This is a genomic window from Pseudomonas sp. CGJS7 (assembly GCF_036961695.1).
This window is the reverse complement of sequence record NZ_JBAMDI010000062.1, coordinates 41730-61503: the sequence shown is the minus strand read 5'-3', so window position 1 is coordinate 61503 and position 19774 is coordinate 41730. Positions and strand designations below refer to the sequence as shown.

Annotated in this window: 16 protein-coding genes; 2 read left to right on the top strand and 14 right to left on the bottom strand. The window is 68.4% G+C overall.

What is annotated here, in order from left to right; translation table 11 throughout:
* From V7787_RS30185 to V7787_RS30135, 11 genes are all read right to left on the bottom strand, one after another.
* Positions 1-558: hypothetical protein (locus V7787_RS30185; RefSeq protein ID WP_336091043.1), on the bottom strand; the 558-nt coding region annotated here is incomplete at its 3' end.
* A gap of 2 nt (positions 559-560) precedes the next feature.
* Complete coding sequence (locus V7787_RS30180; protein ID WP_336091041.1) at positions 561-2309, bottom strand: S8 family serine peptidase; 1749 nt, start codon at positions 2307-2309, stop codon at positions 561-563.
* A gap of 151 nt (positions 2310-2460) precedes the next feature.
* Positions 2461-3015, bottom strand: a complete 555-nt coding sequence (locus tag V7787_RS30175; RefSeq protein ID WP_336091039.1) for a hypothetical protein — start codon at positions 3013-3015, stop codon at positions 2461-2463.
* A 2-nt stretch (positions 3016-3017) separates the two neighbouring features.
* The gene (locus V7787_RS30170) at positions 3018-4784 is read right to left on the bottom strand and encodes a S8 family serine peptidase (RefSeq protein ID WP_336091038.1); all 1767 of its coding nucleotides are present in this window, start codon (positions 4782-4784) and stop codon (positions 3018-3020) included.
* 77 nt (positions 4785-4861) lie between these two features.
* A complete protein-coding gene (locus tag V7787_RS30165) occupies positions 4862-5398 on the bottom strand; it encodes a fimbrial protein (RefSeq protein WP_336091036.1) in 537 nt (178 codons plus the stop codon).
* Positions 5399-6207: 809 nt separating this feature from the next.
* On the bottom strand, positions 6208-6891 hold the full coding sequence (locus V7787_RS30160; protein ID WP_336091034.1) for a hypothetical protein: 684 nt from the start codon (positions 6889-6891) through the stop codon (positions 6208-6210).
* Positions 6892-6919: 28 nt separating this feature from the next.
* Positions 6920-7729, bottom strand: a complete 810-nt coding sequence (locus V7787_RS30155; protein ID WP_336091032.1) for a DUF899 domain-containing protein — start codon at positions 7727-7729, stop codon at positions 6920-6922.
* 142 nt (positions 7730-7871) lie between these two features.
* Positions 7872-8552, bottom strand: a complete 681-nt coding sequence (locus tag V7787_RS30150; protein ID WP_336091030.1) for a glutamine cyclotransferase — start codon at positions 8550-8552, stop codon at positions 7872-7874.
* 44 nt (positions 8553-8596) lie between these two features.
* Entirely contained in the window at positions 8597-9817 is a 1221-nt protein-coding gene (locus V7787_RS30145) for a helix-turn-helix domain-containing protein (protein ID WP_336091029.1), read from the bottom strand.
* 67 nt (positions 9818-9884) lie between these two features.
* Complete coding sequence (locus tag V7787_RS30140) at positions 9885-11048, bottom strand: metallophosphoesterase (RefSeq protein ID WP_336091028.1); 1164 nt, start codon at positions 11046-11048, stop codon at positions 9885-9887.
* 116 nt (positions 11049-11164) lie between these two features.
* Positions 11165-14209, bottom strand: a complete 3045-nt coding sequence (locus V7787_RS30135) for a TonB-dependent receptor (protein ID WP_336091044.1) — start codon at positions 14207-14209, stop codon at positions 11165-11167.
* A gap of 313 nt (positions 14210-14522) precedes the next feature.
* Here V7787_RS30135 and V7787_RS30130 point away from each other — a divergent pair, with 313 nt between their 5' ends.
* Complete coding sequence (locus V7787_RS30130) at positions 14523-15074, top strand: RNA polymerase sigma factor (RefSeq protein WP_336091027.1); 552 nt, start codon at positions 14523-14525, stop codon at positions 15072-15074.
* On the top strand, positions 15071-16105 hold the full coding sequence (locus tag V7787_RS30125) for a FecR family protein (protein ID WP_336091026.1): 1035 nt from the start codon (positions 15071-15073) through the stop codon (positions 16103-16105). The genes V7787_RS30130 and V7787_RS30125 overlap by 4 nt, the downstream gene beginning before the upstream one ends.
* Before the next feature lie 18 nt (positions 16106-16123).
* On the opposite strand, the gene V7787_RS30120 is transcribed toward V7787_RS30125, so the two are convergent.
* The 3 genes from V7787_RS30120 to V7787_RS30110 are packed head-to-tail and all read right to left on the bottom strand — an operon-like array spanning position 16124 to position 19773.
* Positions 16124-16780 (bottom strand): DUF2894 domain-containing protein, encoded by a 657-nt coding sequence (locus V7787_RS30120; protein ID WP_336091024.1) that lies wholly within the window; start codon positions 16778-16780, stop codon positions 16124-16126.
* Positions 16781-16786: 6 nt separating this feature from the next.
* Entirely contained in the window at positions 16787-17419 is a 633-nt protein-coding gene (locus V7787_RS30115) for an OmpA family protein (RefSeq protein ID WP_336091023.1), read from the bottom strand.
* Entirely contained in the window at positions 17416-19773 is a 2358-nt protein-coding gene (locus V7787_RS30110) for a DUF802 domain-containing protein (RefSeq protein WP_336091022.1), read from the bottom strand. Before V7787_RS30110 ends, V7787_RS30115 begins: the two co-directional genes overlap by 4 nt.
* Between the last annotated feature and the right edge of the window lies 1 nt (position 19774).

Sequence of the window (19774 nt, the reverse complement as noted above, 5' to 3'; positions counted from 1 at the left end):
CTCGATGATGCGCGGGCTGACCTCGGCCACGCCGGCGCGGCCCTGGATCCGCTTCATCGCCGCGATCGCATCGGCCACCGAGGCGTAGCCGATGGTGGCCTTGCCGCCGATCGCCGAGGAATACAGCAAGTGGCCGCCGGTATCGCGCACCAGCGCATCGAGCACGCCGATGTGGTCGAAGTAGACGTTCAACTCCGGCGCGACCACGGTCGGCAGACCGCCTTCGGACACCGCCACGGCGAGGTTCTCCGCACCGGTCGCGGCGCTGGCCGGAGCGGCATCGAGCGAACGCTTGGCGCGGCCGCCGGTGCTGGCGGTGATGGCGGCCGGTTCGAGCAGATAACCGGCCACGACCACGTCGCGTTCGGGATCGGCCGATTCGGCCGAAGGCCGCACCGAAGCCGAAGGCGCCAGGCGGAAGCGGGTCTCTCCGACGCTGAAGGATTCGCCGGTCGCGGCGAGTTCGAGTTCGGCTTTCTTGCTGTAGCTCTGGGCGTGGCTCATGGGCGCGATCGCGAAAGCGAGCAAGCCGGCGCAGGACAAAACGAGAGTCTTCATGATTAATGTCCCAGGACGCGGAGCTTGAACGAGGTGAGATTGCCGGCCGACGCGGCGCCGGCGGCGAGCGCGATGTCGGTGACTTCCAAGGTCCAGTCGCCGACGCCGTTTTCGTCGAGGAAGGCGTTGCTGGCGCTGAAGGGAATGGTCAACGCCGCGCCGCCGCCGCGCAGGCCGGTGTAGCCGGGCACCACGTAGCTGCGGGTGCCGCTGGGCGAGATCAGCACCACGCGCAGGCGCGAGGGCTCCATCAACGACGCGCCGCTGGCCATCGCGTAGTCGGTTTCCAAACCCAGTTGCACGCTCTCGACCCGGGCGATGCCGTTGGCCACCGGGATGCGCAACAGCGCCGGCGCGGCCGGACCGCCGATGGCGACGGGCGCGGCGACTTGCGCGCGTTGCCAGCCGCTGTCGATCAGCGGGCCCAAGGATTTGAAGCCACTCGCGCGGGTGACCGCGAGCGTCGCGTCGACCAGACCGAAGCCGTACCAGTTGCTGAAAGCGCGGCCGGCGGCGTTGACCGTCCAGCCCGGCGCCAGCACGGTGCCGTTGGCATCGGTCATGGTGGCCTGATTGGGATCGATCCGGCGCGCGGTGGTCGCCAGCAGATACTTCACGTCGCGATAGCTGAGCTTGGGATTGGCCTGCAGCATCAGCGCGATGGTGCCCGCCACCGTCGGCGCGGCGGCCGAGGTGCCGTTCATGCGGCCGGTGTAGTTGCAGGTGGCGTCGATCGCCGACAGGCTGGAATCGAGCGCGTTGCGGCGGGTGTTGTTGGGCGAGTTGCGGTCGCTGTCGATGTCGTTGTTGTAACCGGCGACGCAGCCGCTGCGATCGGTGGTGACGATGGCCGGATCGAAATTGAGCGGGCTCACCGCGTTGGAGTACAGCGCCTGATGGCCGTACTCGCCGCCCAGACCCGACACCCACAGCGCCGAGCCGGCCGAGGAATAGTTCGAACGGATGCCGGCGGCGTTGACCGCGGCGACGGTGATGATGGTGAACAGGTTGTTGCGCGCATCCAGGTTGGTGGCGCTGCAACCGACGTTGCGCGCGCGGATCGCCGCGGTGCAGCGGTTGATGTTGCTGACCACGGTGCTGGCGTAGTTGTTGCCGGCCGACTTGACGTAGACCGTACCCAGGCCGCCGCGGGTGGCGGCCATCGGCCGCTCGAACGCGGCGACTTCGTTCTCGGAGAACGCCATCGGCCAGACCAGGGTGCGGCCCCAGCTGTTGTTGGACACCTGCACGTCTTTGGCTTCGGCGCTATCGAACCAGGAGCGCTCAAGATTGCCGGCGGCCTGATTGGCGAGGAAATTGAAGCCTTTCAAGCGCGCGCTCGGCGCCACGCCGCGCACGCCGATGCCGTTCCAGCCGACCGCGGCGATGATGCCGCCGACCGCGGTGCCGTGGCCGGCCGACGGGCTGGCCGGGGTCGGGTCGTGGCTGTTGTCGACGAAGTTCCAGGAGCCGTTGGGCACCACGTTGGCGGCCAGGTCGGGGTGGGCGATTTCCAGGCCGTCGTCGACCACCGCCACCACCACGTTCTTGCCGCGGATGTTGTAGGTGTGCAGATCGTCGATGCCCAGATCGATGCCGAACGCGGGCTTGCTGTCGCCCAATACGCTCTGGCCGTAATTCATCAGATGCCATTGATACCGATACAGCGGATCGTTCTGCGCCTGTTGCGCCAGCGCCGGCATCGCCATCATCGCGCCCAGCAACGCCGCGCTGAGCGCGGTCGTCTTCATTGCGTATTGCCGCATACCCACCACTCCCCTTGATCGAACAGATAGGCCCGCGCCGCGGCCGCGCGGCCGGGAACGGGATGGACTCGATGACGCCGCACGACGCGGCAGAGCCGCGCCGACGCCATCGCGGCGCCGGCGCGGACCGTTTCGCTTACAGCAGAATGTTTTCCAACTGCTCGATCTGCGGGCTGACTTCCTTGATCCCCGCCTTGCCTTGCAGCTTGCCCACCGCTTCGATCGCCTCGGCCACCGAGCCGAATTCGATCGTGCCCTTGCCGCCGATGTCGGAGGAATAGGTCAGCTTGCCGCCGGTGCTGCGCACCGCGTCGGCGAGCACGCTGGGCTCGTTGAAGTAGACGTTGATCGAGGAGGTGACCACCGCCGGCACGCCGCTTTCGGACACTGCCGCTGCCAGTTTGCTGGCCGGCGCATCGGCTGCGACGCTGCGCTTGGCTCGCGCCGGCGCAGCGGCGTTGCCGAGGCTGACCGCGTACTTGCCGCCGACGATGGTTTGCGCCGGATCGGTGTCCGCGGTCGCCGGAGCCACCACCGCCGACGGCGCCAGGCGGAACTCGGTGTCGCCGATCTTGAAGCTGGCGCCGGTGGCGGCCTGACGCAATTGGCTCTCGGCGCTGGCCTGCGCTTGCGCCGCGGTGGCCAAGCTCATGCCCAGCAGGGTTACGCACAACAAAGAGAGAGTCTTCATGATCAATGCCCCAGCACGCGGATCTTGAATCCAGTGAGATTGCCCTTGGACGCGGCGCCCGCGGCCAGCGGCACGTCGGCGACTTCCAAGGTCCAGGTGCCTTCGCCGTTCTCGTCCAGGAACGCGTTGCTGGCGATGAAGGGAATTGTGAAGGCGGTGGTCGCGCCGAGCCCGGTCATCGCCGGCACCACATAGCTCTTGGTGCCGCTGGGCGAGGTCAGGATCACCGTCAACGGCGAAGGCGCGGTGGAGAAGAAACCGGCGGTGAGCGCGTAGTTGGTTTCAAGGCCCAGTTGCACGCCCTCGACCTTGCCGATGCGGCGGTCGATGCGCACTTGCAGGCGCGCCGGCGCGGCGGGGTTGCCGATGGCGACGGGCGCGGCGACTTGCGCGCGTTGCCAGCCGCTGTCGATCAGCGCGGGCAGCGGCTTGAACGCCATCGACCGCTCCACCGCGAGGGTGGCGTCGACCAGACCGTAGCCGTACCAGGTGCTGTAGGCGCGGCCGGCGGCGTTGGTGGTCCAGCCCGGCGCGATCAGGGTGCCGTTGGCGTGGCTGATCGCCGGTTGCTGCGGATCGATCTTGCGCGCGGTGGTGGCCAACAGATAGCGCACGTCGCGATAGCTCAGCTTCGGATTGGCCTGCAGCATCAGCGCGGCGACGCCGGCCACGGTCGGGGTCGCCGCCGAGGTGCCGTTCATGCGGCCGGTGTAGTTGCAGCTGTTGTCGATCGCCGACTGGCTGGAATCGAGCGCGTTCAAGCGCGCATCGGCGGCGTCGTTGTTGTAGCCGTTGGTGCAGCCCGATACGTCGGTGGTGACGATGGCCGGATCGAAGTTGAGCGGATTGACCGCGGTGGAATACGGCTTCTGATGCCCGTACTCGCCGCCCAGACCCGACACCCACAGCGCCGTGCCCGGGCTGGAGTAGTTGGAGCGCTTGCCGGCGGCGTTGACCGCGGCGATGGTCATCACGTTGAACAGGTTGTTGCGCGGATCGAAGCCGGCCTGGGTGCAGCCGACGTTGGCGGCGCGGGTTTCGGCGGTGCAGGCATTGAACAGGCCGAAGAACACCGGATGCGAGTTGTAGTGGTTGCCGGCGGCCTTGACGTAGACCGTGCCCAGCCCGCCGCGGGTGGCGGCCATCGGGTTTTCGAACGCGGCGACTTCGTTCTCGGAGAACGCGATCGGGTTCAGCGGCGCGGCGCCCCAGCTGTTGTTGGAGACGGCCACGTCCTTGGACTCGGCGCCGTTCCACCACGAATAGACGATGTTGTCGTTCTGGTTGCCGCCGGCGCGCGGCGACAGGAAGTTGAAGCCCTTGAGCTTGGCCGACGGCGCCACGCCGCGCACGCCGATGCCGTTCCAGCCGACCGCGGCGATGATGCCGCCGACCGCGGTGCCGTGGCCTTCGCCGGCCTGGGTCGGGCTGGGGTCGTGGATCGGGCCGCCGGTGTTGAAGTTGCGCGAACCGTCGGGCACGACGTTGGCGGCCAGATCCGGGTGGGCGATCTGCAGGCCTTCATCGACCACGCCCACCACCACGTTCTTGCCGCGGATGTTGTAGGTGTGCAGATCGTCGATGCCCAGATCGACGCCGAACGCAGGCTTGCTGTCGCCCAATACGCTCTGACCGTAGTTCATCAGATGCCACTGATAGCGATACAGCGGATCGTTCTGCTGGGCTTGCGCGGCCAGCGGCAACGCCGACAACAGCGCCACGCTCAACGCGGCTTTCCTTAACGCGGGATTCCTTAGGTACATCTGCATACCGCAACTCCTGAGGTTGGGGGAACGCGATGCCGCGCGCCGGTTCAGGCCGCGCGCGCATGAGCGGGATCAAGCCGTCATTGATAGATCATGGTGAAGGTGACGCTGCTGTTGGCCGAGCCCGCGGTCGCCGCGCCAGTGGCCACGTACTGCGCGTAATAGCGCAGGTCCGCGCCGCCGCCGGACACCGCCACGCCTTGCGAGTTCTGCAAGCCGCTGGGGTTGCCGAGCAGGATCTGCGAGTGGTCGGCGTTGAGCAGTTGCAGCTCGACGTTGCCGGCGTTGTTGCCGCCGCCTTGCAGGGTCAGATTGTTGGTGCTGGTGTTGACGGTCGGACCGGGTTCGAAATAGGTCTGGATCTGAGTGGTGGTGGCGTCGCAATCGGCTACCCGGATCACGAACGGGGTGCGCCCGGCGGTCTGGCCGCTCTGGCTCAACGCCGACACCGCCACCGCCGGCAACTTGACCCGGATATCGGCCGGGGTCGGGCCGTTGGTCAGCACGCAGGTCGGCGCGATCACCGAACCTTCGATCTGGAGGGTGCCGTCGGCGGCGTAGGACAACGCCGGCGCGGACAATGCAAGAGCCAGCAGGGCGAGCGAGGCTTGCTTCATGGATTGCTTCCTGGGGATGGAGGATGCCGCGCATACCCGGCGCGGCACGGACGGGGAACGAGCGCCGGGGGACGCATCGCGGGGGAACGCAGCCGGCCTCCGCGCGGTATCGGCATCGGCGCATTGACTCGCGGAGGCGAGCAACGAGGCGATGCCGACGGGCGGTTGCTTCATGCGTAAACCAGGGCCTGAACGAGCGGATGGGCGAAGTCGCGGCCGCGTGCGCGGCCGGAGCGGGGATGACGCGGAATCGGGCAAGGCCAACAAGGGCGCCCGCATTCGCCTGCGATGCGGTGGAGCGATGAAGAGGCGAACGGCCGGGGGAAACCGCAAGTTGCGGCGGCGCCGGAACGCCGAAGCGATCCTTTGCCGTTATGAGTAACAACGACGCCGCAGCGACACCCCCCTACCCGGCCAAGCACACATTTTTCTGAATGCGTACGGCATCACAGATGGAGGAATTACAACTGGAAACAAACATTCGCTTGCGTAGGTCGAGGTGAGCGCTGCGGCGCGGACGGCGGCGCTGCTCGCAGGCTAGCGGGCCACTTGGCGTTGAAGTCGCTGGATGTTTGGCTCCGCCGAAGTGGAGCGCAGCCCGCGTTCGCGGGAATGACGATAGGAGGATGGCGTCGCTACTGCTTTTCGCTCGTGTGCTTTTGCTCGTCATCCCCGCGAACGCGGGGATCCAGGGCTTTATCGCGACATGGCTCTGAAGTCTCTGGATTCCCGCGTTCGCGGGAATGACGATAGGTAGGTGCGCGGCAGTTCTTTCAAGCCGTCATCTCCTCTTTCAAGCCGTCATCCCCTCATTCGAACGCGATCAAACCCAGCCCCATCAGGGCCAACACGACCGTCCACGCATCGCGCGATGCGATGCTTGCGAACGCGCCACCGAAGCGATGGCCCATCCGCTCGATGCGCCCCGCATGCGCGGCCGCGCCGCGACAGACGCCGGTAGCCAGAACGCCGGTGACGATCAGCATGACCGCAAGATGCACGCCGACCGCGGCCAAGGCCAACAGCAACGACCCGGACGCGACGATCTCGCGCGCCGGGGTATCGGCCATGCACAACGGCACCAAGGCCGGCACCAACATCAATCCGGCGCCATGCGCGGTCGCCATCAGGCACGACCACAGCGCCAGGCCGGCCTGGCCCGCGCGCGCATCGGCGAACGCGGGCAGGCGCGGTGCGCGCAGACGCGGCCAGGCGCGCCGGACACCGCGGTACAAGGCCATGGCGATCAGCACCGCGCCGGCCAGGCGCTCGGCCTGGACGCGATCGAGCAACACGCCCTGCGCCACCGCCAACACCACCATCGCCACCGAGACCGCGTGACCGACAGCGATCGGCCACAGCGCGCGACGCGCCTGCGCGTCGTCGCCGGCGCGCAATCCGCGCGCGGCGGCGAACATCCAGCCGTTGGCCGGATTCGCCCCGTGCAGCGCGCCCAATGCGGCGACGGCCAGCCATGGCCACCAAGTCTGCATGTCCGAACTCCGGCCGATTGCGGAAGGATCAGGCCTTGCCGCCGCAACACGAGCCCGCGGCCGGCGCGGTCAGCGTCGAGACCGCGGTTTCGTAACGGTCGTGATGGCGCACCCAGGCCATCGAATACTCCAGGCCGTCTTCGTCGCGGCCCTTGGGCGTGAGTTCCAGCAGGTTGTAGGTGTGCATCATCACTTCCACACCGCGGCCGTAACGCGAATAGGTGTGGAAGATCGCGCCACTGGGATCGCGATAGAACACGCTCAGGCCGGGCGCCTCTTCGTGCGGAAACGGCTGGCGCACGTAGTTGTAGTCGACCTTGCCGGTGGACATCTCATCCTGGGTGAAGTTGACCCCGTAGTCGTGGTTGAAATCGCTGCCGTGCGAAGACACCCACGGGAACTTCCACTGCATGCGCTGGCGGAAGCGCTCGATATCGGCCAGCGGCGCGCGCGACACCGCGACCAGGGTGACGTCGCGCTGGGCCAGATGCAGGTTGGCGCCGTCGTTGTGATCGGCCATGTAGGAACAGCTCTTGCAGCCTTGTTCCCAACCCGGCGCGAACATGAAGTGCTGGATCAACAGCTGGCTGCGCCCGTCGAACAGCTCGGCGAGCCGGCGCGGCCCTTGCAAGGTGTCGAAAAGGTAGTCCTTCTCCACCCGCAGCCACGGCAGCGCGCGGCGTTCGCGTGCGATCTGGTCCTGCAGCCGGGTCAGTTCTTTCTCGCGCGCCAGCAAGGCGATGCGCGCTTCCAGCCAACGCGGCCGGGATACGACCGGATGATCGGTCAGCGCGGGATGGGTCGCGGCGTCGCTGGAATGTTCGATCTTGGCGTTCATGCAATGCTCCGTGGGCCTGACGGCCGGATGGGTGCGCGCGCGGATCGCGCGGGCATGGCGTGCCCGTCTGCGGCCGTGGCGGCCGCAGCGGTAGGGGGAGGAAGTTGAGCGGCGCGCCAGAGTCGCGGCCGCGGGTCGGCGCTTACGCCGCGCTTTGCTTCGGCCGGCGCACGGCGCGGATTTTGCCGCTGGGGCCGCCGCCGCAATAGAACACATCGCCGCCGTCGGACTCCAGGCCGCTGACGCCGACGCCGGCCGGCATCTGCAGCCGTTCCAGCACCGCGCCGCTGTCGGGATCGATATGGCGCAATTCGCTTTCGTCGCCTTCCCACACGCCGTGCCACAACTCGCCGTCTACCCAGGTCACGCCGGTGACGAAGCGGTTGGACTCGATGCTGCGCACGATCGCGCCGGTGGCCGGATCGATCCGGTGGATCTTGCGGTCGCGGTAATGCCCGACCCACAGGCTGCCCTCGGCCCAGGTCAGGCCCGAGTCGCCGCCGGCGCCGGGCGCGGGAATCGACGCCACCACCGCGCCGGTGGCCGGATCGATCTTGTCGATCCGCGCTTCGGCGATCTGATAAAGGTAAGTGCCGTCGAACGCGGTGCCGGCGTCGGCCGGGCGCTCGATCGCGCGCACCACCTCGCCGCTGTCGGGATCGAAGGCGACCAGACGCTGTCCGACCGCGGCCCAGACCTTGCCGCCGTCGTGGGTGACGCCGCCGACCTGGGTGACGCCCTCGAACGGGCCGTATTCGCGCAGGATTTCGGCGGCGCTCGCGGCAGCTTGCGCGTTCTTGTCGGTATTCGCGTTGCGGTTCATGCGGCGGCTCCTGAAGGCGCTCATCGCGGCGCCACGGACACAATCTACTCAGCCGGCAACGCGGCCGGGAGTAACAAGATCGTCGTGAATCCCAGCAGCGGCGGGGCCAGCCAGCGCTGAGCGCGGGCGCGGCCGAGCGAACGCGCGCGGCCGTCGGCCTCCAGTTCGGCCAGCGCGCGCTGCACCGTGCGCTGGCTGTCGCCCAGGGCCAGCGCCAGCGCCGAGGTGGACCAGGCCGCGCCGTCGGCCAGCAAGGCCAGCAACGAGGCCTGCTCGCCGTCGATCGGCGGCATCAGCACCACCACCCGGCGTTGCCCGCGCGGCACAAGGGCGAAACCTTGGGCGCTGGCGTGGATGTCCGCCAGCGGCGCGATCAACCGGCGCAGACGACCGATCTCGACCCGCAAGCGAGCGCGATGAGTATCGTCCGGCCGGCGTTCGCGGAACGCCTGCGCGATCAGCGCATTGCGATCGGCATCGCCCGGCCATGCTTCGGCCAAGCCGCGCAGCAAACCGAACAACAACGGCCGCCGCGCCAGCGGCCGCCAGTCCTCGCCCGCGCGCAAGCCGCGGCGGCAGGCGTCGATCACCAACGCGTCCGAAGCCAACAGCGTCTCGACTTCTTCCAGGCGCAACGGCTGCTCGTGGCCGCCATGCACGATGCGCGCCCCGGCGCGATCGAGCATCGCGCGCGCGTCGGCGACCTCGGCCGCCAACGCCGGCACCCGTGCGCGCCGCGCCGCATCGGCCGCGCGCTCCAGCGCCGCCCGCGCCGGCGCGGTGCGCAGCGAACGCAGCGCCAGTTCGGCGCGGGCCAGTTCGCTCACCGCCTGCAACGATGGCGGCGCGTCGGCGGTCTGCAATTCGTCCAACACAGCGGCGGCCCGGTCCAAGCGGCCGAGCAACAACAGCCGGCGCAAGCCGATCAAGCGCGCCTGCAGCGCATTGGCGCGATCGCCGCGCGCGTCCAGGGCCAGCGCGGCGTCTTCCAGCGCGCGCGATCCGCCGCCCAGATCGCGCACGGCCAGCGCCACTTCGGCTTCGGCGACGATGCAGCGGGCGCGGGCCAAGGCCTCGCGCGCACCGAAACCGCGCGCGGCGCGGCGCAGCAACTCACGCGCGCGCGGGTACTCGCCCAACTGGGCCATGGCGATGCCGCGCAAGGCCAGCGCCGGCGGGTCTTCGCGCAAGGCCACGCGCTTGAGTGCGCCGAGCGCGTCGCCCACGGCCAGCGCGCGCCCGGCGGCGGCGATCAGGGAGTCCATCGCCACAGGCTACTGCGTGGCGGCGCGGCGCGCACGGGTCCGGGCCAGGCGAGCCGGCCGGCTGCGCTCAGTCGGTGTCGATCAACCGGTCCGCCGCCAGCAACGGCAAGCGCTTGCCCTCGGGCGTGCCGCGGCTCATCTTGCCGCGTTCGATCAGCAACAGCTCGCCGTACTCGCCGTTCTTGATGCTGCTGTCGACGCCGATCACGCTGCCGTCGAAATAACTGGCGACCTGCTTGTGCGAGGTATGCCCGACGACGATGCGCTTGACCCCCAGCCGCGCGGCGATCGCATCGACCTGCGCCTGCTGCAGTTGCGGATCGGTGAAGTAGCCGCGGTACCAGATCGGGCTGGTCTTGCCGTTGTACAGCGCCGACAGCTGCGGATCGTTCTGCCACACCGGCTTGGGCGTGCCGAGCGAGGCGCGGTAGCGCTGATTGACCTGTTCGCGGCTCGCATCCATCTCGAAATAGTTTTCGGCGATGCCGCCGTGCAGGAACAGCAGATCGTCGATCTGCGCGATCACCGGCTTGCTGCGCAGCCAGCGGCCGAGCACGGTGCCCGGGCCGTACAGATCGATGTAGGACGAACCCAACAGCGCGGCGTTGCGCCGATAACCTTCGTTGACGTAACGCAGGTCGTTGGCCAGCACCATGATTTCGTGATTGCCCAGCAGCAGGTGCACGCCGCCGCCGGCCGCGCGCGCCTGCTGTTCCAGCCCGTACAACAGCCACAGCGCCTGATTGACCTTGGGCCCGCGATCGAACACATCGCCGACCACCACCAGATGGCCGCGCCCATAGCGCCAGCGCGATTTCGCATCGACCACGCCGTTGCTGCGCAGCAAACGCAGCATCAGATCGTACTGCCCGTGCACGTCCGACAGCACGGCGATGCGTTGCGCGCCGGTCACCGCAACGTCGGCCTCGGGTTCGGCCGGCGCCCGCACCTGGATCGGCGCGTCGGTGCCGCATTGCGCCGGCACCGTCACCGGCCAGCGCTTGGCCGGGAAGGAACGCTCGATCGCTTTGCCGTCGCAGACCCAGCGCGCGTCGATGCGGCCGTCGGCGTAAGTCAGATACGGGCCATCGTCGAACCCCGCCGCCGGCACGGCCGCAGCCTCGCCCTTCGGCGCATCCGCGCGCTCTTGACCGGCGGCCAACGCCGTCGCCGTCAACGCCGCCAGGACCGGCAGCAGCCACCACGACCAAACACCGGACGATCCAGACATCGACGACTCCCATACAGACCATTGGCATCGAACCGACATCGCCGCGCCCGCCGATCCCGGATCCAGCTTAACCCAGCGCGCGCGGCCCGGCGGAACCGGGCCGCGCGCGGGCGCGACTAGCGGAACTTGTACTCGTACTCGGCCGCGAACTCGCGCCCGATCGGGCTGTAGGCCTCGTAGAAATACGGGAACGAGGTGTTGCTCTTGTCGACCGGATGGGTGTTGTTGAACAGGTTGTTGACGAAGAACTTCAAGGTCGCCTTATCGGTGATGCGCTTGCCGATGTTGGCGTTCCAGACGAAGTACACGCCGGTGCGGCCGACGCCGCTGTACTTGGGCAGGCTGCCGTAGCGGGTCATGAACAGACTCGACGACCAGTCGCCGGCGCGCCAGTTGCCGCCCGCGCGCACGCGGCTGCGGAAATCCAGGTTGGTCGGATCGTCGCGCCAGTCGCTTTCCACCGGATCGGTGGCGAACACCTGCCGCTCGGACTTGAGCGTATGCGACCAGTTCAGATCGAAGCGGAAGTCGCCGAAACGCTCGGTCTTGAGCCGCCAATTGACGCTGGCGTCGATGCCGGCGACGCGACGGTAGGACTGATTGAGCGGCGCCGACTTGACCTCGACGATGCGGTCGATGGCCTCGCTGCCTTCCGGACGCCGGGTCACCAGCGCGGTCACGTTGCGGCAGTAACCCGAGTCCGGGCCGAACGCGAACGGCTGGCCGTTGAGCTGCTTGCCGGTGCGGCATCCGGCCTCGCCTTCCAGGATGCTGGTCGGGCTCAGCCGTTCGATCGCGCCGTTGAGCTCGATGTTCCAGTAATCGGCGGTGACCGACAGCCCGTCGACGATGTCCCACACCGCGCCGACGCTCCAGGACTTGCCGGTTTCCTCTTCCAGATTGCGGTCGCCTTCGCTGAGGCTGAAGACGTTGTAGCTGTAGCCCGAGCAAGCGGGATTGGCGCCGCCGGCGATGCAGCGCCACGGATCGACCGCGGTGCCGAAACTGCCGCTGCCCTCGCTGAACACCCAATGCAGATCCGGCGCCTTGAAACTGGTGGCGTAGCTGCCGCGCACCAGCAGATTGTCGGTCGGCCGCCATTCCAGGCCGGCGTTCCAGGTGCGCGCGTCGTCGACCGCGGTGACGTCGTCGTACTTGTCGAAGCGGCCGGCCAGACTGGCCTTGAGCGATTGCAGAATCGGAATGCGGAACTCCACGCCCGCGGCATAGCGGTCGCGTTCGCCGCCGCCGTTGGTGCCGGTGAGGTTGTAGAGCTGGACCACGTTGGGTTGTACGCGCGCGTCGCTGGCCAGGTCGTAACCCTGCGAGCTGGCTTCCAGCACCGTGGCCATGCCGACCGGCCCGGCCGGCAGTTCGAACAAGTCGCCGGTGAGCACGAAGCTGGCGGTGTCGACCCACGACTCGGCCTGGTATTTGGCCAGGGTGGAGATCGATGCGTATTCCGCCGGCGTCATCGGCCGATACCAACGTTCCAGGTTCAGCCGATGGATCGGCACGCCGTTGGGCCGGGTGCCCAGTTGCGGGCCGAAGAAATAGTCGTTGACTAGGTTGCCGACCATGCGCCGGCGGGTGCGTTCGAAGTTGTATTCGGCGCGGCTGAGGGTGGCGTCCCAATCCCAGCGCTCGCCGATTTTGCCGCGCAAACCCACGGCCAGATCCAGCGAGCGCTCGCGGTAATGCTGATTCATCGGCTCCACCCCGCCCAGATCGACCGGGGTCAACAAGCGGGTCGGTGCGATCACCGCACCGAATTGCGGATCGTAGAAATCGCCGCGGCGGCCGACGCCGTCGGTGTGCGGGCCGGTGATGCTTTCGAAACCGCCGAGCGATTCGACCCGCGACCGCCACGCCTGCACCGAACCCCAGCCTTGCAGCTTGTCGCTGAAATCCCAGGTGCCGAACACATAGCCGGCGAGTTCGTTCTTGCCCTTGCTCAGATGCTGATAAGTCGCGTCCTTCCAGGTGCCGCAGGCATCGCCCAGGCTTTGCACGTTGCCCGAACTCACCCGTTTGTAGTTGTGGCGAACGAATTCATCGCCCCAGCGCTCGCAAGCGCCCGCGGGCGGCGCGATCAACGGACTACTGCTGCTGGTGCCGCCGCGGCGGATGCGCAGACCGGCGTCGGGCTGCACGCCCAGGCGCGCATCGGGGCTGGGATTGGCGCGAAGATCCCATTCGTCGCGCTGGAATCCGTACAGCAGTTCCTGTTCGTAGTACTGAAAGGCATAGGTCAGGCCCCAGCGCTCGCCGGTCTTGCCGCCGGTCCATTGCAGATCGATGCGGTCGCGGCCGCCCATCGAACTGGTGCCGGCGCGCAGCTTGACCTCATCGCCCTGGTAATCGCGCTTGAGCACGATGTTGACCACGCCGGAGACCGCATCGGCGCCGTAGATCGCCGAGGCGCCGCCGGCCAGCACTTCGATGCGTTCGACCGCGCCCGACGGGATGTTGCCGAAATTCTGGAAGTTGCTGCGGCCCTCGTAAGGAAACGGATAGTCCGCCGCGCGCCGACCGTCGATCAGCAACAGCGAGCGCCCCGGCCCGAGGCCGCGCAGATTGAGCGGATGGGCGTTGGCGGAGAAACCGCCGGACAACTCGGTTTCGACCGCGCCGTTGGCCATCACCAGCGTGTCCAAGGCCTCGAACACGGTGGCGTGGCCTTCGCGTTCCATTTGCTCGGCGGTGATCACCGTGACCGCCGAGGGGCCCTCGATCTGCGCGCGCTTGATGCGCGAGCCGGTGACTTGCACCGCCGCCAGTTCGGTCGGATCGGGCTCCGCCTTGGCCGCCGCCTCGCGGGTGCGGGCGGGCTTGGGCGCGGGCTTGGGCGCGGGCTTGGCCGGTTCCGGCGCGGCGACGATGGCGATGACGCCGCTCTGGGTGACCCGGTACGACAAGCCGGTGCCGGCCAACAAACGGCCGACCGCCTCGCGCACGGTGTAGCGGCCGGACAGCGCCGGCGCCATCCGGCCGCGCACCAACTCCGGCGGAATCAGAATCTGCGCATCGGCCGACGCGGCGACCTGATTGAGCGCCGACGCCAGCGACTGGCTCGGCAACGCGTACTGATGCGCGGTGGCTTGCGCTTGCTGCGCCATCGCCGGCGCGGCGGCGGTCAACGCCGACCAGGCCAAGGCCACGCTCAACGCCGCCGCCAGCGGCCGCCGCGCGCCGCCCGCGGTTGCGAGGCCGGACTTCGGCTTTGTTTGAACTTCCCCGTTCGCGCAAGCGTCGTTAAAGCCGACGCCGCGCGCATGCCGCAGTGAAACGGTCCCCATTGCAATCCTCCCCGATTGAGTGGCTTCGATCCCGATCCTTCGAGTGCTTGTGTCCATCCCCAACCGATGTAGACGCAGCTCGCCGCCGATACCTCACCCTGCTTTCGCCAGGCTTGTCCGCGGCCGGCGGCCGGCGTAGCGTACGCACCGCTTGACCGGCAACTGGGGAGGAGCGGTGAGCAGCGGCGAAGCGGATTTTGCCAGGGCCAGCGACGACGCTTCGGGCGCCGCCGATCTGCCGCGCCTGCTCGCCCGGCACCGGCCGGCGGTGTTGCGCTACTTCTCGCGCCACCTGACGTCCAAGGCCGACGCCGAGGATCTGACTCAGGAAACGATGATGCGGGTGCTGCGCATGCCCTCGCTGGGCGGCGTGCTCAATGTCGAAGCGTTCTTGTTGCAGATCGCCGCCAACCTGCTGCGCGACCGCTTCCGCCGCGACAAGAGCCATCAAGTGCTGCAACACGTCTCGATCGATGAAGTGGCCAGCGACTGGCCCAGCGAGGATCCGCACGGCGAATGCGTCTACGAAGGCGGCCGCCGGCTGCAAGCGTTCATGGCGGCGCTGGATGAGTTGTCGCCGCGCTGCCGGCAGGTGTTCCTGTTGCAACGCTACGAGGGCATGACCTACAGCGCCATCGCCAAACGCTTGGCGATCAGCGTGAGCGCGGTGGAGAAGAACATGATGCGCGCCCTGCTGCATTTCGATACCCGGCTGGGCGAGCCATGACCTCGCCGAATGCTTCGTCGCCGAACCTGAGCGTGGTGGCGAGCGGCGACCCGGTGCGGGCGCAGGCCGCAGCGTGGTTCGCGCGGCTGCAGGCCGACGATGTCGCCGAACGCGACCGTCAGGCCTGGCAGCGCTGGATGGCCGAAGATCCGCGCCATCGCGCCGCTTACGAACGCATCGAACGCTTGTGGTCGGCGGCCGGCGAACACGCGCAACATCCGCAGATCGCCGAACGCTTGCGCGAGGCGGTGTCGCCGCCATCGGCGGCGCCAGCGCAACGGCCGCGCCTTCGTGGTCGCTATCTCTGGGCAGCGGCCGCGGTAGCCGCGGCGCTGGCATTGGCCGCGCTGGTGCCGCGGCTGATGCCGCGTCCGCCGACCGACACGCTGTACGTCACCGGCATCGGCGAAAGCCGCACCATCGCCCTGGACGACGGCTCGCGCGTGAGCATGGACACCGACACCCGCCTGCGCGTGGATTTCTCCGGCGAGCAACGGCGGATCGTGCTGGTGCGCGGCCGCGCGTTCTTCCGCGTGGCCAAGCAAGCGCGGCCGTTCCTGGTCCACACCGAAAGCGGCAGCGTCCGCGCGGTGGGCACCGAGTTCGATGTGTATCGCCGCGACGACGCGGTCGAGATCGCACTGGTCGAAGGTCGTGTGGCCTTGCTCACGCCGCCGACGGCGGACGCGAACCCGGTGACGCTGGGCATACTCGACCCCGGCCAGAGCGCGCGCCTGCGCCGGCACCAGCCGCTGCAGCGCTTGCAGGCGCAGGCGCCGGGCACGCTGCCGACCTGGCTGTCGGGCAAGCTGGTGTTCGAAGACCGGACGTTGGCGCAGGCGGTGACCGAGTTCAATCGCTACAGCCGCCAGCGCCTGGTGCTGGACGGCAGCGCGGTCGCGCGCATCCGGGTCAGCGGCGTGTTCCGCAGCGACGATCCGCACGCCTTCACCGAAGCGCTGCAAGAGTCGTATCCGGTCGCGACCCGCCGCTCCGCCGCGGGCGATATCGTCATCGCCGAACGGCGCTGAACCGACTCGCCCGCGCGGTTATTCGCGACGTTTGCGCGGCTTCTCGCGGGCCCGCTTGGGCGCGCCGCCGGGACGCGGGGCTTCGTCGAATTCCATGACCGCATCGCCGTTCATGCGCTGCATCCAGGTCAAGGCGTCGACGTAGGACAGGAACTGCTGCAAGTAACCGGGCGACAACTCGCGCATCAACGTGAGCGAGCGGTGGACCAGACGGCCGGAGTTGAGCGGGCCGGCGTCGATCGGAGCAGGCTGCAAGGTTTCACGCAGTTGGCTCTCGACCCGGACCTTCGTCCAAATCTGCTTGAAATCTTCGAGCACGCCCAGCTCCGGAAACGACGCGCCCACCGCCGCTTCGTCGGCGACCGCTTCGACTTCGCCGCGCGCCGCATGCTGGGCGATGTAGTCGGCCAACTCGCCGACCGCGCAGCGCTCGGGCTCGTTCGCGGCTTCCAGGCCGCGCGCTTGGGCATCCGCCAGTTTGTTCAGATCGTCGGCGTGGGCCTCGATCAGCGCAACCAGCCGCGCATCCAGCAACTGCCGCACTTCGCCGTCGTGGGCGGCGGCGCGTCGATGCAATGCGTCGATGCGGTGGAAGCGGACCGGATCGATCCGGTCCAGGCCGCGTTCGCGCCAGACGTCCAGCATCGTCTCGATGGCGTTCGGTTCAGCGCTCACGGCCGATCAGCCCGACTTGGCCGGCTTGGGCATCGGCGCGATTTCCACCCGCCGGTTCTTGGCCCGCCCCGCTTCGTCGACGTTCGAGCTCACCGGCTGTTCCGAGCCGAACGCGGCGGCGAACACCGAGGACGACGACACGCCCGCGGCGATCAGCGCGCGGGTCACCGTCAGCGCGCGCCGCGCCGACAGTTCCCAGTTGTCGGCGAACTGCGAGTTGCCGTCGCGGACCTGGCGGTCGTCGGTGAATCCGCTCACCATCAAAATTTCGTCGCGCGCGCGCAGGTAGTCCGACAACGGGCCGGACAAGGTCTGCAACAGCTCGCGCCCTTCCGGCTGCAGCTGATCGGAGTTCAACGCGAACAGCACGCTGCCGCGAATGCCGATGCGGCCGTCGACCAAGGTCACCCGGCCGCTCGCCAGCGGCACCGCCAAGGCCTGCTCCAGCGACTTGCGCCGCTGCGCCTCTTGCTGGCGCTGCCGCACTTCCTGGTCCAACTGGCTGGACAGCTGCATCTGCAGGCCGATGGCGCCGACCAGGATCAGCGCGAACACGCCGAGCAACACCGACATCAGGTCGCCGAACGCGGCCCAGACCGGGGTCGCCGATTCGTCTTCGCCGTCGATCTCCACGCTCATGCCGCCTGCGCTCCGGACGCGCCGCCGCGCTCGGCCAGGCGATGCATGTCTTCGATGATCTGCTTCTGCGCCAGCATGCTCAGATCGACCACTTCCTTGGCCTGGGCCACGTAGTACGCCAGCTGCTCATCGCTGCGCGCCAGCGACTTGTCCAGGGCGATTTCGATGCCGGCCAGGCGCTCGGCCAACTGGCCGTTGGATTCGCCGAACTGCTGCACCGCCGCGCCGAACGCGTCGCCCAGACTCGCCACTTCGATCGCGCCGGCCTGCAGGCGCGCGGCGGCGCCGTCGAGCTTGCCGGTTTCGCCCTGCACATGCTCGATGAAGCGGTTGCCGACCCGGTCGAGCAGGTCGGCCGAGGTCGCGACCAAGGCATCGACCGCGACGCGCTGTTCGGTGGAGGCGTGGTTGACCGCGTCGAGCAGGGTTTCCAGCGTCGCCAGCAAACGGTTGCGTTCTTCCAGCATGGCGGTGTCGCGGACCATGCTGTCGGAGAGTTTCTGGCGCAGTTCGGCGACCACTTCGGCCGCGGCCTTGGGCGCTTGCGCGGCGGCGTCGACCAAGCGCGAAATCTCCGCGATCGTGCCCTGCGCCTGCGCCTGGGTGTGGGTCGAAATCTCTTGCGCGGTGCGCGCGAGGGTGTCGCAGATGTCCTGCTGCTGGGCCGCGGCGTGTTCGCCGGCTTGCTCCCAACGTTGGCCCAAGCTGGCGGCGATGCGTTCGAAGGTTTCGCTCCACGCGTTCAAGCGCTCGCGATCGCGAGATTCCAGCTGCGCCTGCAGATCGCCTTGCGACTCGTGCACGCCGCGGACCAGCGAGGCGGCGTGTTGTTCGAAACTGGCCGCGGCCGCGACCAGCGCCTGCTGGCTACGCGAGGACACCGCTTCATCGGCGTCGGACTGCCGGGCCAGCGCATCGTTCCATGCGGCCGCAGCGTCGACCAAGGCTTTGCGACTGCCTTCGGCCATCGCTTCGTTGGCCTGCAACTGACGCGAGAGCGCCTCGCTCCAGGCCTCGCTGACGGCGGTCAGCGCTTGCTGATTGCGTCCGGCCATGGCTTCGTTGGCGCTGAGCTGCTGCGACAAGGCGCCGTTCCAGGCCTGCGCGGCATCGGCCAGCGCTTGTTGATTGCGCGCGGCCATGGCTTCGTTGGCGCTGGATTGACGCGACAAGCTGTCGTTCCAGGTCTCGGCGGTCTTGCTCGCGGTGGCTTCGAAACGCGCCGACACCGTGTCCAGCAAACCGGCCGCGCTCTTGTCGAAGGTCTGGGTGAATTCGGCCAGGCTCGCGCGCAGATCCTGCGCCACGGCCTCATTGCCGACGCGGTGATCGGCCAGCGCCTGGCTCCACAGCTCGGCGACCGTGCGGGTGGTGCCGGCCAGTCCGCTCGACACCTCATCGATCTGCCGCTGCACCGCCTGGGTGACGTTGCCATGCAGCGCGGCGGTTTCGCGCGCGATCGCGGCCATGGTGGTTTCCACGATCGGCTGCAGACTCGCGCCGGTCGCGCGCACGCTGTCGCCGATGCTCTGCCGCAACGACTGTTCCACCGATGCGGCCAGACGCGCGTACGCGGCTTCGGTCTTTTCGTGGAACGCGTCCTGGCGGGCCATCTGCCGCTCGTGCGCGAGCGCGCTGTGCTGCTCGATCGCCGCGGCCATCTGGGCCAGGCGCTCGACCAAGGCCGGCATCGCCTCGGTCTGTTGCTGCAACAACTTGAAGGATTCCTCGCGGCGATGCGCCTGCGAGTGGTCGCGCAGGGTGGTGGCGATGGCGACGTCCAACCGCTGCGCCACCTGGCCGCGTTCGCGCCGGCACAGCGCCGAGAGCAGGCCGAGCATGGCCGAAGCGGCGACGCCGGCGATCGAGGTGCCGAAGGCGAAGCCCAGCCCGGCCACCGGCGCGGCGATGGATTCGCGGATCGCCGGCAGATCGGCGGCGCTCTGCAAGGCCATGCCGGTGCCGCGCAAGGTGGTCATCATCCCCAGCAACGTGCCGAGCATGCCCAGCAGCACCAGCAAGCCGACCAGATACGGCGTCAACGCCGGCGCCGGCAGCGCGGCGCGCTCGCCCTGCAAGCGCAGGCGCGCGACGTTGCGCAGCGAGGGGTGCAGACCCGCCAGCCATTCGTCCAGCACCGGCGGCGGCGCCGACAAACCGGCGAGCGCATCGCGCAAACCGGCGGTGGCTTGGCGATAGCGGTACAGCTCGAACCCGCCGGCCAGATAGCAGGCGCCGATCAACAGCGCGACCGACAAGGCCAGCGCATTGCTGCCCAGATAGCCCGCGCCGACCCAGCACACGACCGCGAGACCTGCGAAAAAGACCGCGAAATACAGCGAATTTTTGAACATG